This is a genomic window from Acetobacter sp. P5B1 (assembly GCF_018811985.1).
Taxonomy (GTDB): Bacteria; Pseudomonadota; Alphaproteobacteria; order Acetobacterales; family Acetobacteraceae; genus Acetobacter; species Acetobacter cerevisiae.
In genome coordinates, this window is record NZ_JACRVS010000001.1 from 1 (window position 1) to 26,876 (window position 26,876).

A 26,876-nucleotide genomic window follows, 5' to 3' on the forward strand; every position below is an offset into this window, starting at 1 on the left:
TGGAGGGATCGAAGAACCGTTGGTTGATGCGCCTGGCTCGTGATTTCAGGGTTTTGGCGATTTGATTGACGGTTTTTGGGGTAGCTTTTGATCTGCGTTTTGAGCAGATCGGGGACTGCCCTCCCGCTGGATGACTACGCGCTCGCGTTCAACCTTTCGAGGAAGAGGAAGCGGCGCATGTTGTAGACGATATTGGCCAGCCCGATCCTCATGGTGGCCCGGGTGATACCGACAGTTCGGATGAACAACCCCGTCTGTGATTTCTGGTCAGCAAAGACGTGCTCGACGCGTGATCGGATCACGGACTTTCCAGCATTCGATTTCTGGATATGTCGGGGCATAGGCTTGAGATGCGGCTTTTTTCTGTGAACCTTTGAGACAAAACCCTCTTTGTCCATGAAGTCCTCATTCGCTTTCGAGCGATAAGCTGTATCAGCCCAAACGCTTGAGGCCGTATTGGTTTTATCTAACAGCCCCTCTCTCAATCGCGCACCATCACTGGCGGCGGCATCCGTCGTCTTCCATTTTCGGATGAACCGAAACTTCCGGTCGATGGAGACGTGGGATTTGTAGCCAAAGAACGGGATGGCGAGATCGCTCGACGGTATGGTTCCATCGTCCTGCCGCTTCGCCTTCGTGAACTTAAGTGTCCAGCGCGCATGACGATCCTTGTGTGACAGCTTTGCCGGCTTGTCCTGCCAGTCTTCGGGAATACGTCCTGCCCGGAGATCCGCTTTCTCAGCGTTCGTATTGCGCTGCTTTGGAGCAGCCACCAGTGTTGCATCCAGGATCTGGCCGGACATCGGGAGATAACCGGCGTTCCGCAGGGTCGCGTCAAATCGGTCAAACAGCCTTTCAATGGCACCCGCCTGTGTCAAACGCTCACGAAACAGCCAGACCGTTTTGGCATCCGGCACGCGGTCCGACAGCCCCAATCCCAGAAAGCGCATGAACGACAGGCGGTCGTTGATCAGATACTCTGTCCGTTCATCAGACAAATTGTTCAACGTCTGGATGATCAGGATTTTGAACATCAGCACCGGATCAAACGGCGGACGTCCGCCTTTACTTCCGTCTGAATAGGCCAGAGCCAGCTCCAGATCAGGGCGGAACACCTCAAAATCCACAGTCCGGGAAAAGGCCTCCAGTTGATCGCCAAGCCCGCTCAGCCGAGCAAGACGCTCTTCAACATCAAAGAAACCAGATTGCTTCATCTTCCTCCATCCCCAATCAACGCCAAAAAAAACGGCGGACGTCCGCCTTTACTTCCGTCTGAATAGGCCAGAGCCAGCTCCAGATCAGGGCGGAACACCTCAAAATCCACAGTCCGGGAAAAGGCCTCCAGTTGATCGCCAAGCCCGCTCAGCCGAGCAAGACGCTCTTCAACATCAAAGAAACCAGATTGCTTCATCTTCCTCCATCCCCAATCAACGCCAAAAAAATGGAATCACACAGAACAACTCAGAGCCAAGGGGTTTTTCGAACCCTCCACCTTCGTAAGGCTTAAAAAGGACTTTCCCCATAGTTATTTGATCTTTGGGATTTTGAGTAATTGAATCACAATGTAAATCAAGAGCCTTACTTTTTAAATAAGGCTCTATAAACTGAACCTCTTTAATCCCCGCAGCTACAATATGCCGAGCACAATTATGACATGGGAATGTAGTAACAAATAATTTACAGCCATCGGTGGATGCACCTTTCCTTCCTGCAGATATCAGAGCATCCATCTCAGCATGAACAGACCGACTAAATTCTATTAGATCTCCAATTTTTGACTTTTGTATCTCTTTTTTAATGCCAATAGATATTTTCTCCACTGCTGAATCTTCTAGATTTGCAGAATAATCTCTTATATTTTCTTTTATAATATTATAAATATATTCAACTATTTTATTTTTCTCTTCTGTGTTTTTGCAAATACCATTAAAAATGTAACATCTACCGCTATTTATAGTTTTATCTGTATCCTTTTCATTATTAGATTGACCATACAACCCGCCTCCAGCTCGCGGAACTTCATTACAGCCGGTAGATAGTATTTCTCCCTTGTCATTCATTAACGTCGCACCCACCTGACGCGATAGACAAGCACTCCCCAAACGCGCAGCGTAAGCAGAGTACATTCCTTGCTCTGCATCTGTTGGCCGCAACATTGGTCGACTTAAAGTTATTAAGTCTACAAACCGGGTAATATCACTGTATGGAGTCCAATCTTTAATTTCCCCAAAAGGAACGTCAGGAGATGCCAGATGTTCTGATGTATTTATAAAATAATCAGCTCTTTCAAAAGTAGAGGAAACATGCTGTCCATATTTTGCACTCCTATCATCTTCATCTCTCGAAATAAATTCATTTAATTCTCGTTCATTACCTTTATTTTCTATTTTAAATTTTTTTAATAGCCGCTCTTTTCTAGTTTCTGGCGCACAAACGTTCCCGATCAGCCAAAAAGAATCGCCATAGACCATACGCAGCAATTGAACTTCAGACGGATTCTTTAAAGAATCAAGTATAAAAACAGTTTTTTCTAAATCAATGTTGGTATGCGAAGCTATTTTTGAAATAAAGGCTGCCGAAATAAATGAATTATCATTATTTTTTCGCAACTCATCTCCCAATTCTTGATAGATTTTTACCTTACCAAAAGGGGATTCCTCTTTTTCTATTCTCTTTTTATCCTTATCATTGATATAATCTCTTATTAAATCACTTGCTTTTATGATCACACAATTTTTATTTTGTGATTCCAAGTAATTTTTTATAACTTTTGCAACCCAAGACGTTCCAGATCCAACCGCACCAACAACACCAACTATCAATACATTACTTTTGTCATCCCGAACCAATTGTAAGGGCTGGAATTTTTCTTCATCCGACATATCAAAACCTATTTTTAAATATAAACTTCAATTTAAACATTATTTAATATTATTAAATACACAAGAGATATTTTTACGATTTAAACGTAATAATAGAAACTAATTTTCAATAACTGTTCAACGAAATTTAAATATTAGTTATTTTCCGCAAGTGCTTCGCCTGCGGCGTGCCCGCTGGCCCATGCCCAGTGGAAGTTATAGCCACCCAGCCAGCCGGTCACGTCCACCGCCTCACCAATCACATAGAGATTGGGCACGGTCTGCGCTTCCATGGTTTTGGAAGACAGCTTCCGGGTATCAACCCCGCCACGTGTAACTTCCGCCTTCGCAAAGCCTTCCGTGCCGGTGGGGTGCAGGTCCAGACGATGAATGCGGTCAGCCAGAGCGCGCAGCGTGCGGTCCGGCCATTCCACAACAGGCCGCTCTTCCGGCGCACTCTGGCGAGCCAGTTCCTGCGCCAGACGATGCGGCAACCAGCGACCCAATGCTGCCGGGCCTTTCATCTGCCCTTTGGCTCTTTTCAATCCGGCCAGAAGCGCGTTCAGGTCTTCACCGGGCAGCAGATTGATCCGTACTGCCTGCCCCGGCTCCCAGTAAGACGAAATCTGCAGCAACGCCGGGCCGGAGAGACCCCGATGCGTGAACAGCAGCGATTCATCAAACCCGATTTTCCCGCAGGACGCCCGCACCGGCAGAGAGACGCCAGCCAGAGACTGCACCCAGCTTTCGTCAGGCTGCCCAAACACCAGCGGCACAAGAGCCGGCTCCGGCGAGACAACCGACAAACCAAAATAGCGGGCAATATTATAGCTGAAGCTGGTCGCGCCGAGTTTGGGGATGGAGAGGCCACCCGTCGCCAGCACAAGCGCCTTGCTGGTGAAGGTTCCGGCAGAGGTCTGCACCCGGAAATCCTGCGGCCTGGTGACATCGGTAATGCGCACATCCGTAAGAATGGTCACATTGGCGGCCTTACATTCCGCCAGCAGCATCTGCACAATGTCCCGCGCGGAATTGTCACAGAACAACTGTCCCAGCTTTTTCTCGTGCCAGGGGATTTTGTGCTTCGCCAGCAGCTCCAGAAACTGCGCAGGCGTGTACCGGCTGAGGGCTGAGCGGGCAAAATGCTTATTTTGGGAAATAAAGCGTTCGGCCCGCATTTCGGTGTTGGTAAAATTGCAGCGCCCGCCGCCAGAAATCAGGATTTTACGCCCAACCTCCGGCGCATGGTCCAGCACCACAACGCGCCGACCGCGCCGGGCGGCTGTAAACGCTGCCATCAACCCGGCAGCGCCGGCACCAATAATCAGCACATCGGGCGCACGACGCGCTGCGTCGCCGCCATTATGAAAGGTCACGCTCTTCAGAAATCCAGATTGGCGTAATAGTCCGGCGGGGTAATGCCGGATACGCGGTCACCCAGCAGGGGGCGGAAACAGGGGCGAGACTTCATACGGGCGTACCAGTCCCGCACCGCAGGCGCTTTGGACCAGTCAATATCCCCAATAAAATCAAGGCTGGAGAGATGGGCTGCTGCCGCAAAATCCGCCAGAGAGAGGAAGTTGCCAGCCAGCCAGTTCCGGTTTTCCGCAAGGAAGTTGATGTATTTCAGATGCGGCTTCATGGCCGCATAGCCTTCCCGCAGAATGGTGCCGTCCGGGTTGCCACGGCCACTAATGCGCTTCATGACGCGCTCGCCAATAAAACGGCGGGACACATCGCGGGCAAAGCGCTGGTCAAACCACGCCACCAGGCGCCGCACTTCCACGCGCTCAGCCAGTGTGCGGCCCAGCAGTGGCGTATCGGAATAGGCTTCTTCCAGATACTCGCAGATCACGGAGGAATCCGGCACAACCAGCCCGTTATCTTCAACCAGAACCGGCACTTCACCCGCCGGGTTCATGGCGTAGAATTCCGGGCGTTCTTCCCACACCCGTTCCACGATGGCTTCAAACGGCAGACGTTTTTCACCCAGCACAAGCCGGATTTTCCGGCAGTAGGGGGAGAGGGGGAGATGATACAGGGTACGCATGCGCAAGATTTATGACATTGTCTGCCAGCGCGCCAGAGGGTAATCGGGCCTGCGGGCATCAAATAATGCACAGGGTCCCTGCGCGTTCTGCACAGATGCTCGACAGACAACCCTTGCAGCGTGTACCACTGCTGCACTTTCCCGTCCGATCCTACGCAAGCGAGATCTCACGTCCTTGTCCGCCACGACATCCCCCCTGCCCCGCATCCGTATCTCCGGCCGGTCCTTTCTGGCGCTCACGCTCACCCCGGAAGCCCCGCTGGAAGACTGGCTGAGCGCGCTGGATCACCAGATCGCCCGCTCTGCCGGGTTCTTTGCCGGCAAGCCCATTATTCTGGACCTCGGGATGCTGGATGCTGAAACACAGCATCTGGCTGATCTGCTGCCTGCCCTGAAGGAACGCGGCATCCGTGTGATGGGGATTGAAGGCGGGGACCGCTCCTGGCCTGCGCTGGCGGACTGGGAATGGCCGGAGAACTTTGCCGGTGGCCGCGCCTCTGCCGAGATCGCCATTCCGGAAGATGATGTGCCCGAAGCCCCCGGCCCGCGCACGCTTATTCTTGAGAGCCCCATCCGCTCCGGCCAGCAGGTCGTGTGGCCGGATGGTGATGTGATCATTCTCGGCTCCGTCGCCTCTGGGGCGGAAGTCTCAGCCGGCGGGTCCATCCATGTCTATGGCCCCCTGCGTGGGCGGGCCATTGCAGGGATTGGCGGCAATGCGGAAGCCCGCATCTTCACCCGTGCGTTGGAAGCCGAACTGGTGGCGATTGACGGTTTTTACGCCACCGCGGAAGAAATGAATGCGGACCAGACAAGTAAACCGGCTCAGGTTGCACTTTCCGGGGAAACACTCACTTTCCTTCCTCTCACGTAACACTTTTACGCAAAAGACTTCGCTTAAGGCGAATATTCTGCGTTCCATTTTTGATGACAGATTGTAAGGTTGCGTTCCTACACGGCTGTCGTACTAAGCTGACGGCAAAGCAGCCTTAAAGACCAAAGAGGAATAACACGGATGTCAAAGGTTCTGGTCGTCACGTCCGGCAAAGGTGGCGTGGGTAAGACCACCACCACCGCAGCCTTAGGCGCAGCGCTGGCACAAAATGGTCAGAGCGTTGTGCTGGTTGATTTCGATGTCGGCCTGCGGAACCTTGATCTGGTAATGGGCGCAGAACGCCGCGTGGTGTTTGACCTGATCAACGTGATTCAGGGTGATGCCAATCTGGCGCAGGCGCTCATCAAGGATAAGCGCGTCCCCTCCCTCTCCCTGCTGCCTGCCTCCCAGACGCGGGACAAGGATGCCCTGACGTCAGAAGGCGTGGCCAAGGTAATTGCGGAACTGCGCAAGAAGTTTGACTGGGTGATCTGTGACAGCCCTGCCGGGATTGAGCGCGGCGCACAGATGGCCATGTATCACGCCGATATGGCCGTAATTGTCACCAACCCGGAAGTGTCTTCCGTGCGTGACAGTGACCGGATTATCGGCATGCTGGACAGCACAACGGAAAAAGCCAAAAAAGGGGAGAAGCTGGAAAAACACCTCCTCCTCACCCGGTATGACCCGCAGCGCGCCTCCCGGGGTGACATGCTGGGGACAGACGATGTGCTGGAAATCCTGTCCATTCCGCTTCTGGGCATCATCCCGGAAAGCGGCGACGTACTGCGGGCCTCAAACGTGGGAGCCCCGGTTACGATAGCTGAGCCTGAAAGTGCAGCGGCGCGCGCCTATAACGATGCGGCGCGGCGTCTGGCAGGCGAGAAGCTGGAAGTCACTATTCCCACGGAACGCAAAGGCCTGTTTGACTGGCTGTTTAAACGGAGAGTCTCATGACCTTCCTCTCCAATATCTTCAAACGCCGCTCCTCGGCACCCGTCGCGCGCGACCGTTTGCAGATTCTCCTCGCTCATGAACGGATTTCCGGTGGGGAAGGCAAAGATGATCTGCTGGCCCAGTTGCACCGGGAAATCATGGAAGTGATCAAACGGCACGTCGCCGTGGATCAGGACAAGGTGCAGATCAAGCTGGATCGCGGTGCCCACTGCTCCACGCTGGAAATTGACGTGGAAGTGCCCGGCCTGACGGACGTCAAACCGGGTGAAAAGCCCGCTATTCAGGCTGCCAAGGCTGCTCCTCAGGCCAAAAAAGCCTGAGGCTTACCGTCATCACGATATAAAAAAACCCGGCCCGCTCTTGCAGCGGACCGGGTTTTTCTTTGCCCGAACACTCTCAAACAGGGTCAGGCTGGCAAAAGCGGTTCCAGCCAGCTGCGGGCCTGCTGGAAATCCTGCCGGATTGCCGCCACGGCCGCTTCCGCATCATGCCGCCGGAAGGCTTCAAGCAGCAGCATGTGCGGATGATTAGCTTCCACCGGGCTGGCAGGCGGCAGACCATTGGTACCCGCATAAAACGGACCAATCCGCGCCCACAGGCGCTGCATGATACCGGCTGTAATGGTCATGCTGGAAAAGTCAGCAATCGCACTATGGAAGGCGGCATTCCCGACAGCCGCCTGATGCGGATCTCCGGCCAGATAGCCATCAATAAAGGACTGATGGCAGGTTTCCAGCACGCCAATCTGCTCCGGAGTTATGCGCCCCGCCACATTGCGCGCCAGGCGCTCTTCCAGGTCCCCGCGCAGCGGATGCACTTCCTGAAACACCTCCCGCGAGAGAGCGGGCACGCGGGCGGTATTGCGGTCATCCAGTTCCAAAGCCTGTTCGGACACCAGCCGCAGCAGGGCCTCCCGCACCGGGGTCGGGCTGAGTTTAAGAGACGCCGCCAGCGGACGCAGAACCAGCCTTTCACCACCCTTATAAGTGCTCAGGATCAGGCGTTCTCTGATCTGCTGATAAGCGTAAGCGGCAAGAGCCCCTTTAGCTGCCGCCGGACGATCAGAGTCCAGAGCGGGCGCATCGTCATGCAACATCATTCGTATGGGTCACCTGCTGGTTCAAAAAATTCTTATACGGGCCGTCCTGCTGTTCCAGCAGGGTGGGAGAGCCGTCCTCCACAATCCTGCCGTCCTGCATCACAACAATTCTATCAAAGTTGCGCAAAGTTGAAAGCCGGTGTGCCACCGCAATCACAGTCCGGCCCACCATTAGCCGCTCCAGCGCCTTTTGCACATGCGCTTCACTTTCCGTGTCCAGCGCACTGGTCGCTTCATCCAGAATGAGGATCGGCGCGTTCCGCAGGAAGGCCCGGGCAATGGCAATCCGCTGTCTCTGGCCGCCGGACAGCTTTACGCCCCTATCCCCCACGAGCGTCTGAAACCCCTCCGGCATGGCCTCGATAAAGTCCGCACAGCCAGCAGCAGCCGCTGCGGCACGCACGGCTTCATCCGTCGCATCAGGCCGCCCGTAACGAATATTTTCCATCACGCTGCGATGCAGCAGAGAGACATCCTGCGGCACAATGGAAAGGCAGGCCCGCAAGCCATCATCCGTCAGGCTGCAAATATCCTGCCCGTCAATCAGAATACGACCAGACTGCACAAAGCGGAGCCGCTGCAACAGCGCCAGAACCGTGCTCTTGCCGGAACCGGAGCGCCCCACCAGCCCCACGCGGGTGCCTGCGGCAATATGCAGGTTAAAGCCATCCAGCACCTTCGCCCCGCCGGGATAGGCAAAGCCGACATCCTCAAACATAATCTCGCCGCGCACCGGGCCGGGGTGCGGCACGGCGTCATCGCGGTCGGGCATGTCGTGCGGCACCAGCAGGGCCGACAGCACTTCAGAAAGCCGGGCATTGTGCTGAATGGTCTCCACCAACGCCATCGCCAGATCCCGCGTGCCATGCAGAATGGCAAAACCGAGGGTGATGACCATCACCACCTCCCCCACACTGGCCTCGCCATGTTGCCAGAGCAGCACCGCCCAAATCAGCAGCCCCGCCGTCAGCACAGCCGTCAGCACGGCATGCACCATGCGCAGCTTTTCCATGTAACGCAGGGAACGCAGGCGCTCGCCCATCTCCCTGCCCGCCAGCGTGTTAAAGCGCAGACGCTCCTGCGTCCGCATGCCAAAGGCGCGCACCAGAGCGATATTGCCCATCACATCCAGCGTCTCGCCCTCAAGCCCGGCAGCAGCGGCAGCGTATTCTCCGTGCAATGTGCGCCCGCGCACCGCCAGACGGAACATCAGCAGGCACAGAGCCGCTGCCAGAACCACCGTCACGCCTCCCATCAGCCAGCTCACGGACAGCATGAGCGTGACAGAAAGCACCACATTCAGAGCAGGCGGCAGGACACTCCAGGCCAGAAGATTTTCAAGGGTGAAGCAGACATTCCCCGCCGTGGTAATCCGCGCCGCTAAAGAGGTCGGCATCCGCTCGGAAAAATACGCCGGGGAATGGCCTGTCAGAAACCGGAACAGATCGCGCCGGATATCTCCGGTCATTTCAATAAAGGTGCGGGAGGCAAACCAGCCTGCAATACGCCAGCCCATATTATCTGTGGCAATCAGCACCGCCAGAATGGCCACCGCCTGCCAGACGGCCTCCACCGGGCCCTTATGCGCCGTGGCCGTCATCACATCCACCAGATGCCGGATGGCGTAGGAGGACAGAACCGCGCAGCCAATGGCCAGCCCGACCGAGCCAAACACCATCACATGCGCCATCGCCCGATTGCGCATGTAGCGCAGCAGAAAGGCCACGGGCCGCCCGGCATACACATGCAGCTCGCGGTCTGGCACCACGATGGTTTTATCGGTCTGATTACTCTGCATGCCAGACTGTGTGACCGTTCCTGCCATTCTGCCCTCTTTGTGATGGTGAAGTCTGCGTTGCGGCACACTTTTTGTGTCCTGTCACTTGGGAAGACGGCGCTATCATGGCAACAGGCCACTGAAACGCAGAAAGATTAAAAAAGCTTTTTTGTGCGCTCAACGCATCAGAACCCTTGCGTCCCGCGCACAAGCCTGCTTGCTGAGGGTGTTATGCAGTCGTCTTCTGAAAAAACCAGCTGGTTCCCCATCATGCTTCGCCTCGACGAAGCTCGTGTCCTTGTCATTGGTGGCGGGAATATTGCCGCCAACAAGGTGCGCCTTCTGGTGCCCACCGGCGCGCGGATTGAACTCCTCTCCCCCACACTCTGCCCCGAATTGCAGCGTCTGGCGGATGACGGCGTTCTGACGCATGTGCCGGGTCTGGTGTCGGAAGACGACGTACGCGCCCGCTTGCCCGGCTGCCGTCTGGTTTATATCGCCACCAATGATACCACGCTGAACCGCAGCCTTGCCGCTTTGTGCCAGCAGCAGAACGTGCCGGTCTGCGCGGTGGATGATCCCGGTAATTCCAGCTTCATCACCCCGGCGCTAAGCACGCGCGGCGCGGTGCAGGTCGCCGTCTCCACAGGGGGTGCGGCTCCGGTGCTCGCCCGCCGCCTGCGTGCCAAAATTGAAGAAATTCTGCCCGCTGGCCTGCATCTGCTCGCGGACTTTATGCAGAACGCGCGCCTGCCTCTGCGCGCACGCCTGCCCGACCCGTCTGACAGGCGGCAGGTCTGGGAACGGTTTCTGGATGGCTCCGGCGGCAATCTGGCCATGAGCGGCCAGACAGAAGCCGCCAGCCGGGAACTTGATAACCTGCTGGACGGTCACACCCGGCAAGGCGAAGTCTGGCTGGTGGGGGCTGGCCCCGGAGACCCGAACCTGCTCACCCTCGCCGCCCTGCGCCTCATGCAGGATGCGGATACGGTTCTGTATGACAATCTGATTGGCCCGGACATCCTCAATTATGTCCGGCGGGATGCCGAACTGATTTTTGTGGGCAAACAGCGCAACCGGCACACCCTGCCGCAGGAAGGCATTAATGCCGAACTGGTCCGCCGCGCCAAAGCCGGTGAGCGCGTCCTGCGCCTGAAGGGCGGAGACCCGTTTATTTTTGGCCGTGGCGGGGAAGAAATCGAAACGCTGACAGAAGCAGGCGTGCCCTTCCGCATTATTCCGGGCATTTCCGCCGCCAATGGCTGCGCGGCGTATGCCGGTATTCCGCTGACGCACCGGGACTGCGCACAGGCCTGCCTGTTTATTACCGGCCACGCCAAGGCCGATGGCACGCTGGATCTGGCGTGGGAAACCATCGCCCTGCGCAGCCAGACGGTGGTGATCTATATGGGCCTGACCATGCTGCCGCAACTCAGCGCGCAACTCATGGAACATGGTCTGCCCGCCGACTGGCCCGCCGCCCTGGTGGAACGTGGCACAACGCCGCAGCAGCGTGTCATTACCGGCACCCTCGCCACGCTGCCTGAACAGGCTGTTGCTGAAAATGTGACCAGCCCTGCCCTGATCATTATTGGCGAAGTTGTGCGGCATCGGGTCAGCCCGACGCTGCCGGAGGCGTAACAACTGCGTGACCTGCGTCCGTATTCCCTTGGTATTTTTCGTTATAACACCAAGGGTTTTTCCGTTCTCTTAAGCCGGACAAGTTCTATTCCCGCATAGCACCCCTCCGCCACAAGCGTGCGAGGAAGCGTGCTTTAACGATTTTGTTTCGATTTAAAATCGTTCCGCATCCCCGAACAAATTCGCATAACATTTTGACAACAAACAAAAACCCTCAAAATGCCGCATAATCCAGCCCGCTTGCGCTGCATAAGAGCCCCTTGAAAGCCTCACAGCTCAGGGGCGGCGCTGCCTCTTCCGGTCCCTTTGCCTCAGCCCTGTTTCCTTGCCGTTCAGGCCTTTGTACTGGCAGGAAACTCTTCTTATCAGGGTGTTGACGGAGGGAAGTCCAATCTCTCAGAGATAGCAAACGACGTGAGGGAGCAGACTTTTATGGCATCGAGAAAACGGGCACTTCTATTACCTGTTGTGGTAACATCTGTTGCCTGCGCGCCATTTATGACTGCGCCATCTGCACTGGCTGACGACTATAGTGACCTGCTGGATATTCTTCAGCTCAAAGGCAGCCTGACCAGGCATGAACACGATACCCTTCTGGCCAAACATCTGAGCCACACCGCAGGCACAACGCAGCACACAGCCCCGGCGCGTACAGCCCGCCCCGTCCGCACGGCCACCGCGTCTGCCCCGCATCATGCCGGTCCGGCTGCGCACACCCTCGGTTCTGGTTATGAAGACGGGATCCGGTTTGATCCGGGCGCGCCGGATGAAGCCTCCAGCCGCGCAGAACTGGCAGCCAACCGGGCCGAAGCCAGCGCTCGCTCCGCGCAGGAAGCGATGCGCTCCACCAATGAGGCCCTGAACAGCAACAGCATTGTGCGGGTTGCCAAATACGTGCCGGGCAAGGGCCTGACCTTCAAGGCCGGCCCGATCGACATCAACTTCTCCGGCTTCGTGAACGGGTTCTACACCTATAACAGCCCCGCAGGCGGTCGCCCGGTGGCGGGTGGCGTCTCCACCGGCTCCAGCGGGTTTGATTCCTCTTCCGTGCGTAACGGCCTGCTGCCCGCAGGCTTTATCCTCAAGCTCAGCACCACCCAGTCGGGCATTGATATGTCCGCCGTGCTGGGCATGTATCCGGGCGTGGACAACGCCAAGAACGGGGCCTTCAACGCCAACACAGGCGGCAGCCCGGTCGGGCTGGGCACCGCCGGGATCGATCTGCGACAGGTTTACGTAACCGTCGGCACCAAGGCGGTGGGGACATTCAAGTTCGGGCGTGACCTCGCTATTTTCGGCAGCGACGCCATCCTGAACGATGCCACCCTCCTCAGTGTCGGCTCCACCGGCAGCAATGCGGCACCGGGCAATACGTCGCTCGGTCGTATCGGTGTCGGTTATGTGTATGCAGACTGGATCCCGCAGATTTCCTATGTCTCTCCCAAATATCACGGGTTGCAGGGCTCCGTCGGCGTCTTCCAGCCGCTTGATGAATTCAACTTTGCCGGGGGTGATGCGTCAGGCCGCGCGCTCTCTGCCTCCTCCACGCAGCATTCCTCTCCCATGGTGCAGGGTAAAGGCACCTACGACTTTACGATTGGTGGCGTGCAGACCCGTATCTGGGCCAGCTTCCTTGTGCAGCATCAGCAGGGCCTGACCAGCCCGGATCTGGATGCCAGCAGCCGCCGCGGGGCAATGGTGGAAGCGGGAGAAATCGGCACCAAGATCACCTACAAAGGCTTTCAGGGTGTGGCCTATTACTACCGGGGCAGCGGGCTGGGCACGACCGGCCTGTTCTTTGACGGCATTGCCAACAATGGCCGCAAACGGGCGTCGGAAGGCTATTACGTGCAGGCCATGTATAATTTCACCAAGAAGTTCAAGCTGGTCGGCAGTTATGGTGTGAGTAATCTCTATCAGGCTCCGGGCGAAAACAGCTCTCTGCTGGTGCGTCGCAACCAGTCCGAAGTCGGCGCTGCCTTCTATAGCCTGACCGACTGGCTGAACCTTGTAGCGGAATACGCCCACACGGAATCTGCCGCCCACGGCCCGAACAAGGAAAGCGATAACTCCGCCTCCGCCGGTGTCATCTTGCTGTTCTGAGGGCGGCTGGTTTTTCTGAACCATCTCCACCCCGAAACGTTAAGAAAGAAAACCGCGCCCTGCCTCCCGGCCCTGCGCCGCACGGAGGCTAGGTTGCGCCTCTGACGTTCTGACAAGACATTCAAGGATTGCGCCCCATGCCCTCAGCTCCCCTTCTTACTCTGAATGACGGCCACAAAATTCCCGGCATGGGATTTGGCACCTACCCCATGAATGATCAGGAAGTGGAAGCCGCCGTGCAGGCCGCCCTGCTCACCGGCTATCGCCTGATTGACACCGCTGCCAGCTATGGGAACGAAACGGGTGTTGGCCACGCGCTGCAAGACTCTGAAGTTGAAAGAAAAGACATCTTTCTCGCCACCAAACTGCGCGGGGCAGATCAGGGCTATGACGCCGCGCTCAAAGGGCTGGATGGCAGCCTCCAGCGGCTGAATGTGGACTATGTGGACCTCTACCTCATCCACTGGCCCCTGCCGGAAAAAGACCTGTATGTGGAAAGCTGGAAGGCGATGATTGCCGCACAGAAGGACGGTAAGATCCGCTCCATCGGCGTCTCGAACTTCAAGCCCGCCCATCTGGAGCGCCTCATTCAGGAAACGGGCGTCGTGCCGGCCGTCAACCAGATTGAAATCCATGCCGACTTCCAGCAGGCCGACATGCGCCGCTTTAATGCCAAACACGGCATTCTGACGGAAGGCTGGCGGCCGCTTGGTAAGGGGCTGATGGATAACCCCGTAATTGTGGAACTTGCGGACAAACACAACCGCACCCCGGCCCAGATCATGCTGCGCTGGTTTACCCAGAACGACATCATCCCCATCCCCAAATCCAGCAATACAGACCGAATGCGGGCCAATCTGGATATCTTCAACTTCACGCTGGACGAAGGCGATCTTGCTGCCATTGCGGGGCTGGAAGCCGGAAACCGTCTGGGCGGAGACCCGGATACTCACGTAGAAGAATAATTTTTTATACACGTCAGGCAGCACGCGTCTGGCCGTCTGACGGGCGTAATCCGGCCTGTGGCGGCGCTCTTCGCCCTCATAAAGCCGCAAGCCGGAACCACTCTTCCTCTCCCGCCCTCATTATTCTGTCACAAGGGGGTGTTGCTCTGAGAGAGGGAGGGGGTAGATAAGACAGATATGACCGTCCGTTCATTTCCATCATGGCTGAAAGCACGCGTCTCCACGCTGGACCGCTACGTGTTTCATCAGCTTCTGATTGCCCTTCTGGCCACCACCGGGGGGCTGGCGGCGCTTATCTGGCTGATGCAATCGCTGCGCTTTGTCTCGCTGGTGGTCGATCGCGGATTGTCCCTGCGGGTCTTTATCGAGCTGACCAGCCTGCTTATTCCCTCTTTTGTCGCCGTTGTGCTCCCCATCACCACCTTTGTGGTCAGCCTGTTTGTCTATCAACGGCTGGCAGGAGACCGGGAACTAACGGTGATGCGCGCCGCAGGGCTCTCGCCCATTGCTCTGGCGCGCCCCGGCCTGACCTGCGCCCTGATGGCGACATTTATCGGGTTTTTGCTCAATCTGTGGGTCGTGCCCGTCTCCTACCATCACTTCCGGCAGTTTGAATTCCAGATCCGGAACAAGATGGCGGCTTTCATGCTGCAGGAAGGCGTCTTCACCAAAGTTTCCGACGTGATGACGGTCTATATCCGTGAGCGCAGCCATGACGGCACGCTGCACGGTATTGTGGTGGAGGATGACCGCCAGCCCAACAGCCGCGCCACAATTCTGGCCAATCGCGGCACCATGATGATTGTCAACGACACACCCCGCGTCATCCTGTATGACGGCTCCCGTCAGGTGATCGACCATAAAACGGGGCGTCTGGACATGCTGGTTTTTCAACAGGATTCCATGGATCTCTCCTCCACACATCAGGAAGACTCCCGCTTCCGCGATGCGGCGGAAATGTCCCTGCATGAACTGCTGAACCCGGACCCTAAAGAGGTCGCCCCGCGTGATACCGGCAAGTTCAAGGTGGAGGGCTGGCGCAGGCTAACCTCCCCACTCACCTGCTTCTCCTTTGCCATGGTCGGCCTGTTTGCTGTGCTGCGCGGCGTGTTCTCACGCCACGGTAACATCAAGCGCCCACTGGCTGCTGTGCTCAGCGTGGTCGGATTGCTGGCGTTCAACCTGCTGCTGCAAAATCTTGCCAGCCGGAATATGGCGCTCATTCCGCTTATCCCGCTGGTGGCCCTGCTGCCCGGCTTAGCGTGTGCGGCCATCCTGTTTCTGCCGGAGCTGCGCCTCCGCTCCAGCACCCGCACGGTCTGAGGAAGAACGCGCCCCTTATGGTTGTCTCCGTCACCCTCTCGCTCTACATCGCGCGCCAGTTCGTCTTTTCCGTCGTAGCCATGATTGCGTCGCTGACCGGCATTGTCTGCCTGTTCGACTTTATCGATCTGCTGCGCCGCGTTGCGACCCGGCCGGACGTTTCCACCAATGTGGTGACAGAAATTGCAGCCCTGCACGTCCCCTATTTTTCTGTGGAAATCCTGCCGTTCGGTATTCTGCTGGGGGGCATTATCTGCTTCTGGCGGCTGACCCGCTCTTCAGAGCTGATTGTGGCCCGTGCCGCCGGTATTTCCGCATGGCAGTTTCTGGCCGGCCCTCTGGCCTGCGCCATGCTGATCGGCACCATCGCAACAGCCCTGATCTCCCCGCTCTCCTCCGCCATGTATCGCCGGGCGGAAGAGCTGGACCAGCAATATCTGCGCACCGGCGGCGGCCCTCTCAGCCTGTCCAGCGGCTCCCTGTGGCTGCGGCAGGCAGACAGCCAGTATGACCCAAAAGGCGTGGCGATCCTGCATGCCCGTGGTGTGCAGCTGGAGAAAGGGATTCTGCACATTCATGATGTCAGCGTTTTCCGGCTGGACCGGAACGACAAGCTGGTCATGAGAATCGAATCGCCTGATGGCATTCTGGGGGACCGCGTCTGGGAACTGAAAAGCGCGCAGACCGTCCGCCCGAATGAAATTCTTCATCCCCTCGGCCAGATGAATCTGCCGACTGATCTGACAGTCGCCCGTGTGCAGGAAAGTTTTTCCTCGCCGGAAACCCTCTCTGTCTGGGCTCTGCCGAGCTTTATCGCGCTGCTGGACCGCTCCGGCTTTTCTTCCATCCGCCACCGGATTCACTTCCAGTCTCTGCTCGCGCTCCCTATGCTGGCAGGCACTATGGCTCTTGTGGCAGCAGGGTTTTCCATGCGTCCAACACGGCGCGGCGGCGTAGCTCAGATGATCGGGTCTGGCGTTGCGGCGGGATTTCTGCTTTTCACAGTATCAAAAGTTGCGGAGCAGTTTGGTAACTCCGGTGCCCTCCCCCCCGTTCTGGCGGCATGGGCTCCTACCGTTGCCGGGCTTTGCCTCGCTATCTCACTGCTTCTTCATCTGGAGGATGGCTGATTGACCGTGGCCTCTCGGCCTTCCCGTTTCCGGCTTCTGCACCGCCGGCGCACGCTTGCCGCCGCCACGGCGCTGGGAGGCATGACCGCGTGCATTCTGGTCGTAACGCCCAAAGAGGCGCACGCCCAGTTCAGGCCGCAACCGATGCATCTGAACACCGGCGCCAAAACGTCCCCTGATGAACCGGCAACCTTCCAGTCTGACAGCGTGGACTATGATGACCACGCTAACACGGTCACCTGGACTGGCAATGTGCAGGTCTGGCAGGGCGACCATGTGCTGCGCGCGGACAAGATTGTTTTTGACCGGGATACCGGCATCGTCGCCGCACGTGGCAACGTGGCCACCATCCAGCCGGATGGCTCGGTCATGTACGCCAATTATGCGGAACTGACCGGCAATATGCGCGACGGCATTATGCTGCACGTCAATGCGCGCCTGCCGGAAAACGCCAAGCTGGCCGCCAACGGCCTGCGCCGCACCGGCGGCAAGGTCAACGTCATGAGCCGCGCCGTCTATACGGCCTGCGAAATCTGCGAAAAAGACAAGACGCGCGCGCCGTTCTGGCAGTTCCGCGCCTATGACGCCACGCAGGATCTGCAGCACGAGCGGATTGATTTCCGGGATACGTTTATCGATATTTTCGGTATCCCCGTCATCTATCTGCCCTACTTCTCCATGACGGACCCCTCGTCCAAACGGCATAGCGGCTTCCTCATGCCGGGCGTGACCCCGCATGACCGCTATCTGGGCACCTACTTCACCATCCCCTATTACTGGGTGCTGGATGATACGTCCGACGTCACGGTGCAGGGGCTGTTCTCTACCAAAACAGGCCCGCAGCTCAGCGCGCAGTACAGAAAGCTCTTCAACTTCGGCATGCTGAATGTGCAGGGAGGTATCGCTTACGATACCCACCGCTCCAGCAGCTACACCAACAACTTCGGGGAACCTGTCGGCCGGGGCAACGGCCATGGGATGCAGGGTTATATTTTTGCCAATGGCCAGTTCTCCATCAACAAATACTGGCGCGCCGGGGCCAATATTAATCTGGCCACATCCGCTGACTATATGCGCGATTACCGTGTGCAGGGTTATGGCTCGGACACCCTGAACTCCAACGCCTATCTGGAAGGCTTTGGCACCGGCGCTTACAGTCGCGTGGACGCCCAGTATTATCAGGGCCTGAACCAGGGTGTTATCCGCAACTCGGACCTGCCGTTCGTGCTGCCGCGCTATACCTATAGCTACCTCGGGCAGCCCGATGCGTGGGGCGGCCGTTTTGGGGTATCCACCACGGACTTCAACGTCCGGCGTGACAACGGCACCTCCGACATGCGCGGCCAGCTTGCGCTGAACTGGGATCGTCCGTTTACCAACCGTCTGGGCCAGAAGTTCCTGCTGACCCTGCATCTGGATTCCATGGTCTACCGGGCCCGCAAGCTTTACCAGCAGCCCAACTTCTACAAAACCGGCGCAACCTCCGTCAGCGGGCAGGTTCTGCCGACCATCGCGCTGAAGACCAACTGGCCGTTCATCCGCACGTTTGAACATGGCCACGGCACGCAGATTCTGGAACCGATCGTGCAGGCCATTTACGCCCCCAACACCGGGGCCGGCACAAACGACAACATTCCGAACGAAGACAGTCTGGCCTACGAATTTACGGATTCAACCCTGTTCTCGCTCAACCGCTATCAGGGCACGGACAGGCTGGATGGCGGCCTGCGTGGCAATGTTGGCATGCATGCCAACTGGACGTGGGATGGTCATGAAATCGACCTGCTGGGCGGTGCCAGTTTCCAGGAGCATATTACGCAGGACCGCCTGCCCTATTCCGGGCTGGACCACCATGTGTCGGACATCGTGGCCCGCGCGCGCGTTGTCCCCAACCAGTATTTCGACTTCACGGCGCGTATGCGGCTGAACCCCTATACCTCCAAGTTTGACTTCGGGGATGCGCTGTTCAGCGCCGGGGTGCCGCACTTCCGTGTCCGGGGCGGGTATATTTATGAGCCGGTCACCCCGTACTACTATTACGCAACCGATTATCGCTCTTCCGGCCCGACGCAGCTCTATTACGTGCGCACCAGCGAGCTGAGCGGCGGCTTCTCCACCGACTGGGCCAACTGGCACCTGTCCGGCTTTGCCCGCCGCAGTCTCTCCCGTAAGGAATTTGTCTCTCTGGGCGGCGATATCGGCTATAACAATGACTGCTTCGGCCTTGATTTCATGTATCTCAAACAATACACGTCCATCGGTGGTCAGCAGCGTAACTCGACTTATCTGTTCACTGTCAGCTTCAAAACGCTGGGGGCGTTTGGTCTCAAATGATCAGTGCTTCAAAAAACCCGTCGTCTCCGGTATTCAAGATTATTCCCGTTCTCCAGCGGAAAGCTGAAAGACTGTCCTGCATGCGTCTGCGCTCTCTTACACTGGCCTGCTCCCTTACGGCTCTGACACTGGCCTCCGTTGCCAATGCTGCCCCCCATACCCATACCGGGCAGACACAGGCGGCGTCCGCCTCCTCAACCCAGGCCAAAGCGCCCCTCCCGGACGACACCATTATTGCCGTGGTCAACAGCATTCCGCTGACCACGCGTGATGTGAACAATCGCGGCAAGCTGTTCGCGCTCTCCACCGGTCTGCCGGTCAATGATGAGCTGATGCAGCGCCTGCGCCCGCAGATTATCCGCCAGCTGATTGATGAACGCCTGCGCACGCAGGAAATTCTCTCGCGCCATATCAACACCCCGCCCGAACAGATTGCCGCCGCCATTGCCGGGATTGAACGCCGCAACGGTATGCCGGAAAACGCCCTGCGTGATCGACTGGCGCAGGACGGTGTCTCTCTGACGACCCTGATCGACCAGATCCGGGTCCAGATTGGCTGGGTGCAGGTGCTGCGGCAGGAGCTTGGAGCGCGTGGCCGCGTCTCCGCAAAAGAAATTGCTCAGCGTGAAGATGCTCTGAAGCGGCAGGATGGCCGGACAGAATATAACCTGAGCGAAATCTTCGTGAAGGTGGAAGATCCGCGTCACGCGGAAGAAGAGCTGGCCTTTACCAACACCGTTATCCAGGAACTGCGCAAAGGCGCGCCTTTCCCGATTGTGGCGGCCCAGTTCTCCCAGAGCCAGACGGCTCTGGATGGCGGTTCCATGGGCTGGGTGCAGGAAGATGAGCTGGACCCGGCTGTGATCGACATGATCAAACAGATGCCGGTGGGCGCTGGCGCTATCTCCAACCCCATCAAGGTGCCCGGCGGGTTTGTGATTATCACGGTTAATGGCAAGCGGATTATCGGCCACCAGCCGGGGCATGTCATTTCCATTCGTCAGGCTTTCCTGCCGTTTGATGCCGAGCTCAACCCGGAACACATTACGCCCCAGCAGCAGCAGACCCTGCAAAAAGCCGTCAAAATTGCGCAGACCGTGCATTCCTGTGACGAAGTGGCCGCCATCAACCAGCAGAATGGGGAAAGAAGACCGTCTGACCCTGGTGAGCTCCAGCTGGAACGCATGAACCCGCAGATGCGCGGCCTGCTGGAATCCCTGCCGCTGAACAAAGTCTCCCGCCCTCTGGTTTCCACAGATGGGATTGACCTGATCATGGTCTGCTCCAAAAAAGAGAAGAACTTTGCCGACCGCTCACCCAGCGAAATTGCTGACCAGCTGATGAATGAACGCGTGGAGCAGACAGCCCGCCAGCTGGACAGTGATCTGCACCGCAAAGCCATGATCGACATGCGTATCAAGCTGAAGGGCGTATGACGTCCCTCTCCGGTCTTGAAAGCTTAAAGGACGTTATCAGCCGCCACGGGCTGGACGCCCGTAAGGCGCTTGGTCAGCACTTTCTGCTGGATCCTGATATCACCAACCGCATTGCCGCTCTGGCAGGCACGCTGGACGGGCGGCATGTGGTGGAAGTTGGCCCCGGCCCCGGTGGCCTGACGCGTGCGCTACTGGGCACCAAAGCGGCCTCCGTCACAGCCGTGGAAGTTGATCCGCGTGCCGCCGAAATTATCCGCGAACTCATCGCGTTTTACCCCGACCGCCTGAAACTGGTGGAAGCAGACGCTCTCAAACAGGATCTGACAACCCTGTGCCCTGCTCCCCGGCATATTGTCGCCAACCTGCCTTACAATGTCGCTACACCCCTGCTGGTTGGCTGGCTGCGACAGGGGAGCGCGTGGGAACGCCTCACCCTCATGTTCCAGCTCGAAGTTGTCGAGCGGATTTGCGCGGTACCGGGTTCATCCCATTACGGGCGGCTGGGTGTTCTGGCCCAGTGGTGCGCCCAGTGCGCCATTGTCATGAAGCTGCCGCCGGGGGCTTTTTCTCCGCCGCCTGCGGTCTGGTCTGCTGTTGTCAGCATCACGCCCCACGCCCAGCAGCCTGAACCCGCTTTGTTCAAGGCCATGGAACGGGTCACCGCCGCCGCCTTCGGGCAGCGCCGCAAAATGCTGCGTGGCTCCCTGAAAGGGCTGCACGGTGAGCGCCTGCTGGCTGAAACCGGCATTGACGGCACCCGCCGGGCCGAAACACTCACCATCGCAGAGTTTGACAGCCTCGCCCGCGCCCATCTGGCTCTTTCCGCCAGGGGCTAATTTTTCAGGCTGGGCCTTCCGCTTCCGCCATATAATCCCGCGTCAGAGGCACCGCATTAATGGAGCGGGCAATCTGCATCTGGAAGTTCATGTGCCCCTGCACGTGGAAGGACAGTTCTGCGGCGTCCAGATAAAACTCGAACATCCGCGCAAACCGTTCATCATACAGCGCAACTGCTTTAGAACGGTTAGCGGCAAACCGCTCCCGCCAGATAGCGATGGTCTTGGCGTAGTGTAGACGCAGGATTTCGCAATCCGTCACCCACAGGCCAGACCGCTCTACGGCGGCAAAGGCTTCACTCAGAGACGGTGAATACCCACCCGGGAAGATATATTTGTTGATCCACGGGTTGGTCGTGCCGGGACCGTCATTCCGCCCGATGGAATGCACAAGGGCCACGCCATCATCTGTCAGGTTGTTTTTCAGAATTTCGAAAAACTGGTGGTAGTGATGCACGCCCACATGCTCGAACATGCCAACAGAGACAATCCGGTCAAACCGCCGGTTAAGATTGCGGTAATCGAGCATTTCAAAGCGCACACGCCCTTCTAAGCCCTCTTCCTTCGCACGGCGGCGGGCAATGGTCAGCTGCTCTTCTGAAAGCGTGATCCCAGTCACAATCGCACCGTAATCCCGCGCCAGTGTCAGCGCCATACCGCCCCAGCCGCAGCCAATATCCAGAACTTCCAGCCCCGGCTTGTTCAGCAGTAGCTTGGAGGCAATATGCTTTTTCTTGGCTTCCTGCGCCTCATCCAGCGTCTCATCGCCCCGGCGGAAATATGCGCAGGAATACTGCTTATCCTTGTCCAGAAACAGGTCATATAGACGGCTATCCAGATCATAGTGATGCGCCACATTCTGGCGGGCACGTTTGATCGGATTGAACTGGATCCAGTTCCGGCAGGCATAGCGGAACGTGCTGGCAATCTGCTCCGGCAAATGGCCGGGAGACATGGCATTGAGCATCAGCAGGTCCAGCAGCTGATACAGCGTGCAATCCATCGGCTGGATGCCGCCATTCATATAGCCTTCGCCAAAGGCCAGACCGGGGTTCATGGCCAGAGCGCGCGCACTGGCATTATCCACCAGCTTCATCCCGGCCTCAGGGCCCGGCTTGCTGCCGCGATAGTGCGTCAGGCTTCCATCGGGCCAGGCAACATGCAGCAGCCCCGAGGAAATGAAGTGCCGTAATATCCGGTCCAGAATGCGGTTCATGCACTTACTCCGTCATGGCCATGAAAATACGTGATGATAAAACACAAAAAAGGGCCCGGAAATACTTTCCGGACCCTTTTGAAAGCATAGCAGAAAAAAGACGACGATCAGGCGTCGGCTTTGTTTTCTTCTGCTGCCGGTGCTTCCGCGTCGTCAGCGACAATTTCGCCTTCGATCTCGGCTTCATCACCAGCCATTTCTGCTTCTTCTTCAACGCTCACGGCTTCACCGCGTGCCTGACGCTCAGCTTCTTCAGCAGAGCGGGCAACGTTGACCACAACCGGCACAACAACTTCCGGGTGCAGAGCAATCTTGACTTCATACAGACCAAGAGACTTGATCGGATGAGCCAGGAAGACCTGCTGACGGGAGATGGTGAAACCAGCTTCGGTCACAACCTGAGCAACGTCACGGGTGGACACGGAGCCATACAGGCTGCCGCTGTCACCAGCCTGACGGATCAGCACAACGGCCAGACCGTCCATGCGCTCGGAGAGACGCTCGGCTTCTTCACGACGTTTGATGTTCTGTGCCTCAAGCTGGGCGCGTTCACGGTCGAAGCGTGAACGGTTGGCTTCGTTTGCACGAATAGCCTTGCCCTGCGGCAGCAGGAAGTTACGGGCATAACCCGGACGAACCTTCACCACATCGCCCATCTGACCCAGATGTTCAACGCGCTGAAGCAGGATCACTTCTGTAGCAGCCATGATCGCCCTCTCAGCTCATCACGTAGGGAAGCAGAGCAAGGAAGCGGGCACGCTTGATAGCCTGAGCCAGCTCACGCTGCTTCTTTGCGGAAACCGCCGTAATACGGCTCGGCACGATCTTGCCACGTTCGGACAGGAAACGGCTCAGCAGACGTACGTCCTTGTAGTCGATCTTCGGCGCATTCGGGCCGGAGAACGGGCAGGACTTACGACGACGGTAGAACGGACGACGGGCACCTACAGCAGGGCGACGTGCGGCGGGATTGATTTCGGTCGTTTCAGACATGCTGCTCACTCCGCTTCAGTGCTGGCTGCTTCAGCCGGCTTTTCATCACGGGCGCGATATTCTTCACGATCTTCGGAAGAACGACGGCCACCACGGCCGCTTTCAAAGCGTCCGGCCGGCTTCGGGCCACGGAAACCACGGTCACCGCGGTCATCACCCTTGCGGGACAGAACCGGGGACGGAGCTTCATCAATTTCATCAACGCGCAGCGCCAGCAGACGCAGAACGTCTTCATTGATGGCGAGCTGACGCTCGATTTCCTTGAGCATCTCGGCTTTCATATCAAGACCCAGCAGGACGTAGTGGCCCTTGCGGTTTTTCTTGATACGGTAAGCGAGCGTGCGCAGACCCCAGTATTCGCGCTTCTTGACGGAGCCGCCGTCGGCTTCGACCTGAGCAATGATGCCGTCGATGATCGCATCGACCTGCTGCTGGGAAATGTCATTACGTGCAATAAGCACGGTCTCGTAAAGTGGCATGGGTACTCCCTTCGGATCGTATCAACCCAACTGCGCCAGACCGTTCCGGCAACAGCGCCCTACGAAAGCAGAGCATTGGGTATAGCCGGAGCGATGCCGCGCACCCGGCAGGGAAGATGGCGTGTCAACCACACTTCCTGCCAGAAAGCAAGAGTTCAGACCAGAAATCTCTCAGGAATCTTTAAGCCGAGCCTGTTCGGCACGTCCCACGTTTCTTCCACCGTGCGCACAGGTTCAAAACCGACCTGCTTATACAGCGGCAACGCGCGGGGATGGTCAGCCGTGCAGGTATTCACCCGCACACACAGCGGGCCAAGCGCCCAGGCATGGCGCACAGCCATGTCCAGAAAAGCGCGCCCTACCCCGTGCCCAATGGCTTCCGGGAAGAGGCCAAAATAAGACAGGTTGATATCCTGAGGATTAAACAGATTGAGCTCATAAAAGCCACGGATCGCCCGCCCCTGGCGGAGCAACGCAATGCTGGCCGGCCCTTCTTCCAGAAAATGCTGCAAATCGCGATCAGACGCAGCCTGACGCATCCACCAGCAATAATCCCGCCCAACCTTGTCCTGCAGCAGGCGGTATCCGGCCACATCTGGCCGGACATTGGTCTCAACGGACCAGCCTTCCGGCAGAGCAAGCCCTTCCCCCTGAGGGGGGCGCAGCATCCGCATGAAGGTCACATCAACCTTCATGCGCGTCGCAGGCTCAGCCTGCCGGATGAGAACCTCAGTTATCATCCAGGAAGGACCGGAGCTTGCGGCTGCGGCTGGGGTGTTTGAGCTTACGCAGAGCCTTGGCTTCAATCTGACGGATACGTTCACGGGTCACGTTGAACTGCTGGCCGACTTCTTCCAGCGTGTGGTCCGTGTTCATCCCAATCCCGAAGCGCATACGCAGCACGCGCTCTTCACGCGGTGTGAGCGAGGCGAGCACGCGGGTTGTGGCTTCACGCAGGTTGGTCTGAATAGCGGCATCCAGCGGGATAATCGCCGTCTTATCCTCAATGAAGTCACCCAGATGGCTATCTTCCTCATCCCCGATCGGGGTTTCGAGAGAAATCGGCTCTTTGGCGATCTTGAGAACTTTCCGCACTTTTTCCAGCGGCATCCCCAGCTTTTCAGCCAGCTCTTCCGGTGCCGGTTCACGACCGATCTCATGCAGCATCTGGCGGGAGGTCCGCACCAGCTTGTTGATGGTCTCGATCATGTGGACCGGAATACGAATGGTCCGCGCCTGATCCGCAATGGACCGTGTAATCGCCTGCCGGATCCACCAGGTTGCATAGGTGGAGAACTTGTAGCCGCGGCGGTATTCAAACTTATCCACGGCCTTCATCAGGCCGATATTGCCTTCCTGAATCAGATCAAGGAACTGCAAACCACGGTTGGTGTATTTCTTCGCAATGGAAATCACGAGGCGCAGATTGGCCTCAATCATTTCCTTCTTGGCGCGAGCGGAATCGCGCTCACCGCGCGCAACGGTTGCGTAAACGCGGCGGAATTCACCAATCGGCAGCCCTGTATCCTGAGCCAGCTCAGCAACCTGATTCCGCAGACCAATCACGGTTTCAGAATGTTTGGCGACAAAGTTCTTCCAGGACTTGCCCGGCAGTGCGGAAACCATGTCCATCCATGCCGGGTCCAGTTCACGGCCACGGTATTTCAGCAGGAAGTCTTCACGCGATACGCGGCAGCTTTCGGCCAGACGCAGCATGCGGCCTTCCAGCACGTTCAGGCTGCGGAACAGTTCTTTCAGCTGGATAACCAGATCTTCAATCCGGTTGTTGTGCAGATGCACCTGCTCGACCTTGCCCACCAGCTCATCACGCAGGGCGGCATAGATCTTCTCAGAGCGATCCTGCACTTCCTCACCGGTGGTCAGCACATCAATGCGCTTGACCTGAAGCTTGCGCAGCTTTTCGTACAGCGGCTCAATTTCTTCAAAATGCGCGAGGATTTCCGGCTTCAGCTTTTCTTCCAGCGCGGAAAGAGACAGGCCACTGCCTTCCCCCTCAACTTCGCCTTCAGCTTCATTTTCCGGCTCATCGCCCTCTTCGCTCTCACCTTCTGCGTTTTCAAACGCATCGCCGGAGCCCACTTCCCCCATGGGGTTAGTGGCGGCCTGCATGGCTTCCAGATCCACAATGTCACGCAGCAGCATTTCATTGTTACGGATCTTCTCATGCCAGGAGATGATGGCGCGGAAGGTCAGCGGGCTTTCGCACAGACCGCCGATCATTTCATCACGGCCAGCCTCAATGCGCTTGGCAATAGCAATCTCACCCTCGCGGGAGAGCAGCTCCACCGTGCCCATTTCGCGCAGATACATGCGCACAGGGTCATCCGTGCGGCCAAGATTTTCTGCGTTGACGTTACCGGAAGCGGTTTCGGTTTCAGCCTCTTCGGCTTCCTCCGCCTCTTCGCCCTCAGCTTTTTCTGTCTTCTGAGACTCGGTCTCTTCGTTCTCTTCGTTCTCGACGACCTGAATACCCATTTCGGACAACATCGCCATGATGTCCTCAATCTGCTCGGAGGACATCTTGTCCTGAGGCAGCACAGCATTCAGCTCGTCAAACGTGATGTACCCGCGCTCACGCCCCTTCGCGATCAGCTTTTTGACCGCGGCAGACTGCGTATCCAGGGTGGTGGTGTCACCATCCTGCTCCGCTGAGTGCGCTCCGTTACCCGATGCTGTCTTTGTTGCCATGCCAGACCTGCTCCTCCCCCCGCTGCATTCTGACAAGTTGCAGAACGACCAGCTCAACACAAATTGTTCAGTTTTCCAGGGCGGGCAGGACGT

23 protein-coding genes and 1 pseudogene are annotated in these 26,876 nt (G+C 57.5%); 11 read left to right on the plus strand and 13 right to left on the minus strand.

What is annotated here, in order from left to right:
- Window positions 1-134: 134 nt before the first annotated feature.
- From KP703_RS00005 to KP703_RS00025, 5 genes and pseudogenes are all read right to left on the minus strand, one after another.
- On the minus strand, window positions 135-1,214 hold the full coding sequence (locus KP703_RS00005) for an IS5 family transposase (RefSeq protein WP_215753429.1): 1,080 nt from the start codon (window positions 1,212-1,214) through the stop codon (window positions 135-137).
- A 14-nt stretch (window positions 1,215-1,228) separates the two neighbouring features.
- A pseudogene (locus tag KP703_RS00010) lies at window positions 1,229-1,411 on the minus strand (IS5/IS1182 family transposase); the annotation flags it as partial.
- Window positions 1,412-1,427: 16 nt separating this feature from the next.
- Entirely contained in the window at window positions 1,428-2,882 is a 1,455-nt protein-coding gene (locus KP703_RS00015) for an anti-phage dCTP deaminase (RefSeq protein ID WP_215753430.1), read from the minus strand.
- Between the two features lie 134 nt (window positions 2,883-3,016).
- On the minus strand, window positions 3,017-4,237 hold the full coding sequence (locus tag KP703_RS00020) for an NAD(P)/FAD-dependent oxidoreductase (RefSeq protein WP_373687406.1): 1,221 nt from the start codon (window positions 4,235-4,237) through the stop codon (window positions 3,017-3,019).
- 5 nt (window positions 4,238-4,242) lie between these two features.
- On the minus strand, window positions 4,243-4,911 hold the full coding sequence (locus tag KP703_RS00025; protein WP_061507063.1) for a glutathione S-transferase family protein: 669 nt from the start codon (window positions 4,909-4,911) through the stop codon (window positions 4,243-4,245).
- 175 nt (window positions 4,912-5,086) lie between these two features.
- On the opposite strand from KP703_RS00025, the gene minC reads away from it, so the two are divergent.
- From minC to minE, 3 genes are all read left to right on the plus strand, one after another.
- Entirely contained in the window at window positions 5,087-5,785 is a 699-nt protein-coding gene (gene minC, locus KP703_RS00030; RefSeq protein ID WP_215753431.1) for a septum site-determining protein MinC, read from the plus strand.
- A 141-nt stretch (window positions 5,786-5,926) separates the two neighbouring features.
- On the plus strand, window positions 5,927-6,742 hold the full coding sequence (minD, locus tag KP703_RS00035) for a septum site-determining protein MinD (RefSeq protein WP_062251008.1): 816 nt from the start codon (window positions 5,927-5,929) through the stop codon (window positions 6,740-6,742).
- On the plus strand, window positions 6,739-7,062 hold the full coding sequence (minE, locus tag KP703_RS00040) for a cell division topological specificity factor MinE (protein ID WP_215753432.1): 324 nt from the start codon (window positions 6,739-6,741) through the stop codon (window positions 7,060-7,062). The genes minD and minE overlap by 4 nt, the downstream gene beginning before the upstream one ends.
- Before the next feature lie 86 nt (window positions 7,063-7,148).
- On the opposite strand, the gene KP703_RS00045 is transcribed toward minE, so the two are convergent.
- Both KP703_RS00045 and KP703_RS00050 read right to left on the minus strand, forming a co-directional pair.
- On the minus strand, window positions 7,149-7,841 hold the full coding sequence (locus tag KP703_RS00045; protein ID WP_082782900.1) for a GntR family transcriptional regulator: 693 nt from the start codon (window positions 7,839-7,841) through the stop codon (window positions 7,149-7,151).
- Window positions 7,828-9,666, minus strand: a complete 1,839-nt coding sequence (locus KP703_RS00050; RefSeq protein WP_215753433.1) for an ABC transporter ATP-binding protein — start codon at window positions 9,664-9,666, stop codon at window positions 7,828-7,830. Before KP703_RS00050 ends, KP703_RS00045 begins: the two co-directional genes overlap by 14 nt.
- Before the next feature lie 183 nt (window positions 9,667-9,849).
- On the opposite strand from KP703_RS00050, the gene cysG reads away from it, so the two are divergent.
- The 8 genes from cysG to rsmA all read left to right on the plus strand — a co-directional run bounded on the left by cysG (window position 9,850) and on the right by rsmA (window position 21,386).
- Window positions 9,850-11,259, plus strand: coding sequence for a siroheme synthase CysG (gene cysG, locus KP703_RS00055; protein ID WP_062142250.1), 1,410 nt, complete (start codon window positions 9,850-9,852; stop codon window positions 11,257-11,259).
- A 432-nt stretch (window positions 11,260-11,691) separates the two neighbouring features.
- Window positions 11,692-13,362 carry a porin gene (locus KP703_RS00060; RefSeq protein WP_215753434.1) on the plus strand — a complete coding sequence of 557 codons (1,671 nt, stop codon included), beginning with the start codon at window positions 11,692-11,694 and terminating at the stop codon, window positions 13,360-13,362.
- A gap of 137 nt (window positions 13,363-13,499) precedes the next feature.
- Window positions 13,500-14,327 (plus strand): aldo/keto reductase, encoded by an 828-nt coding sequence (locus KP703_RS00065; protein WP_062272612.1) that lies wholly within the window; start codon window positions 13,500-13,502, stop codon window positions 14,325-14,327.
- Between the two features lie 177 nt (window positions 14,328-14,504).
- Window positions 14,505-15,650 carry an LPS export ABC transporter permease LptF gene (lptF, locus tag KP703_RS00070; RefSeq protein ID WP_062272610.1) on the plus strand — a complete coding sequence of 382 codons (1,146 nt, stop codon included), beginning with the start codon at window positions 14,505-14,507 and terminating at the stop codon, window positions 15,648-15,650.
- A 17-nt stretch (window positions 15,651-15,667) separates the two neighbouring features.
- On the plus strand, window positions 15,668-16,780 hold the full coding sequence (gene lptG, locus KP703_RS00075) for an LPS export ABC transporter permease LptG (RefSeq protein WP_062251003.1): 1,113 nt from the start codon (window positions 15,668-15,670) through the stop codon (window positions 16,778-16,780).
- 6 nt (window positions 16,781-16,786) lie between these two features.
- Entirely contained in the window at window positions 16,787-19,114 is a 2,328-nt protein-coding gene (locus tag KP703_RS00080; protein WP_062251149.1) for an LPS-assembly protein LptD, read from the plus strand.
- 80 nt (window positions 19,115-19,194) lie between these two features.
- A complete protein-coding gene (locus KP703_RS00085) occupies window positions 19,195-20,550 on the plus strand; it encodes a peptidylprolyl isomerase (RefSeq protein ID WP_062251148.1) in 1,356 nt (451 codons plus the stop codon).
- Entirely contained in the window at window positions 20,547-21,386 is an 840-nt protein-coding gene (gene rsmA / locus KP703_RS00090) for a 16S rRNA (adenine(1518)-N(6)/adenine(1519)-N(6))-dimethyltransferase RsmA (RefSeq protein WP_215753435.1), read from the plus strand. The genes KP703_RS00085 and rsmA overlap by 4 nt, the downstream gene beginning before the upstream one ends.
- A gap of 4 nt (window positions 21,387-21,390) precedes the next feature.
- Here the strand turns inward: rsmA and KP703_RS00095 are convergent, their stop codons facing one another.
- From KP703_RS00095 to rpoD, 6 genes are all read right to left on the minus strand, one after another.
- Window positions 21,391-22,602, minus strand: a complete 1,212-nt coding sequence (locus KP703_RS00095) for a cyclopropane-fatty-acyl-phospholipid synthase family protein (RefSeq protein WP_215753436.1) — start codon at window positions 22,600-22,602, stop codon at window positions 21,391-21,393.
- 107 nt (window positions 22,603-22,709) lie between these two features.
- The gene (gene rplI / locus KP703_RS00100) at window positions 22,710-23,309 is read right to left on the minus strand and encodes a 50S ribosomal protein L9 (protein ID WP_062142235.1); all 600 of its coding nucleotides are present in this window, start codon (window positions 23,307-23,309) and stop codon (window positions 22,710-22,712) included.
- Window positions 23,310-23,319: 10 nt separating this feature from the next.
- Window positions 23,320-23,595, minus strand: coding sequence for a 30S ribosomal protein S18 (gene rpsR / locus KP703_RS00105; RefSeq protein WP_025827993.1), 276 nt, complete (start codon window positions 23,593-23,595; stop codon window positions 23,320-23,322).
- A gap of 5 nt (window positions 23,596-23,600) precedes the next feature.
- Complete coding sequence (gene rpsF, locus KP703_RS00110) at window positions 23,601-24,074, minus strand: 30S ribosomal protein S6 (protein WP_062142236.1); 474 nt, start codon at window positions 24,072-24,074, stop codon at window positions 23,601-23,603.
- A 155-nt stretch (window positions 24,075-24,229) separates the two neighbouring features.
- Complete coding sequence (locus tag KP703_RS00115; protein ID WP_215753437.1) at window positions 24,230-24,814, minus strand: GNAT family N-acetyltransferase; 585 nt, start codon at window positions 24,812-24,814, stop codon at window positions 24,230-24,232.
- Window positions 24,804-26,783: an RNA polymerase sigma factor RpoD gene (gene rpoD / locus KP703_RS00120; RefSeq protein ID WP_062250996.1), complete on the minus strand. Its 1,980-nt coding sequence runs from the start codon at window positions 26,781-26,783 to the stop codon at window positions 24,804-24,806. Before rpoD ends, KP703_RS00115 begins: the two co-directional genes overlap by 11 nt.
- Between the last annotated feature and the right edge of the window lie 93 nt (window positions 26,784-26,876).

Coding starts and splice junctions, on each gene's coding strand:
- KP703_RS00115 (WP_215753437.1), bottom strand. CDS start 24,814: ATGATAACTGAGGTTCTCATCCGGCAGGCTGAGCCTGCGACGCGCATG.
- rplI (WP_062142235.1), bottom strand. CDS start 23,309: ATGGCTGCTACAGAAGTGATCCTGCTTCAGCGCGTTGAACATCTGGGT.
- KP703_RS00085 (WP_062251148.1), top strand. CDS start 19,195: ATGCGTCTGCGCTCTCTTACACTGGCCTGCTCCCTTACGGCTCTGACA.
- KP703_RS00045 (WP_082782900.1), bottom strand. CDS start 7,841: ATGATGTTGCATGACGATGCGCCCGCTCTGGACTCTGATCGTCCGGCG.
- rpoD (WP_062250996.1), bottom strand. CDS start 26,783: ATGGCAACAAAGACAGCATCGGGTAACGGAGCGCACTCAGCGGAGCAG.
- rsmA (WP_215753435.1), top strand. CDS start 20,547: ATGACGTCCCTCTCCGGTCTTGAAAGCTTAAAGGACGTTATCAGCCGC.
- lptG (WP_062251003.1), top strand. CDS start 15,668: ATGGTTGTCTCCGTCACCCTCTCGCTCTACATCGCGCGCCAGTTCGTC.
- KP703_RS00005 (WP_215753429.1), bottom strand. CDS start 1,214: ATGAAGCAATCTGGTTTCTTTGATGTTGAAGAGCGTCTTGCTCGGCTG.
- cysG (WP_062142250.1), top strand. CDS start 9,850: ATGCAGTCGTCTTCTGAAAAAACCAGCTGGTTCCCCATCATGCTTCGC.
- KP703_RS00015 (WP_215753430.1), bottom strand. CDS start 2,882: ATGTCGGATGAAGAAAAATTCCAGCCCTTACAATTGGTTCGGGATGAC.
- KP703_RS00050 (WP_215753433.1), bottom strand. CDS start 9,666: ATGGCAGGAACGGTCACACAGTCTGGCATGCAGAGTAATCAGACCGAT.
- KP703_RS00060 (WP_215753434.1), top strand. CDS start 11,692: ATGGCATCGAGAAAACGGGCACTTCTATTACCTGTTGTGGTAACATCT.
- minD (WP_062251008.1), top strand. CDS start 5,927: ATGTCAAAGGTTCTGGTCGTCACGTCCGGCAAAGGTGGCGTGGGTAAG.
- rpsR (WP_025827993.1), bottom strand. CDS start 23,595: ATGTCTGAAACGACCGAAATCAATCCCGCCGCACGTCGCCCTGCTGTA.
- rpsF (WP_062142236.1), bottom strand. CDS start 24,074: ATGCCACTTTACGAGACCGTGCTTATTGCACGTAATGACATTTCCCAG.
- lptF (WP_062272610.1), top strand. CDS start 14,505: ATGACCGTCCGTTCATTTCCATCATGGCTGAAAGCACGCGTCTCCACG.
- KP703_RS00095 (WP_215753436.1), bottom strand. CDS start 22,602: ATGAACCGCATTCTGGACCGGATATTACGGCACTTCATTTCCTCGGGG.
- minE (WP_215753432.1), top strand. CDS start 6,739: ATGACCTTCCTCTCCAATATCTTCAAACGCCGCTCCTCGGCACCCGTC.
- KP703_RS00025 (WP_061507063.1), bottom strand. CDS start 4,911: ATGCGTACCCTGTATCATCTCCCCCTCTCCCCCTACTGCCGGAAAATC.
- KP703_RS00065 (WP_062272612.1), top strand. CDS start 13,500: ATGCCCTCAGCTCCCCTTCTTACTCTGAATGACGGCCACAAAATTCCC.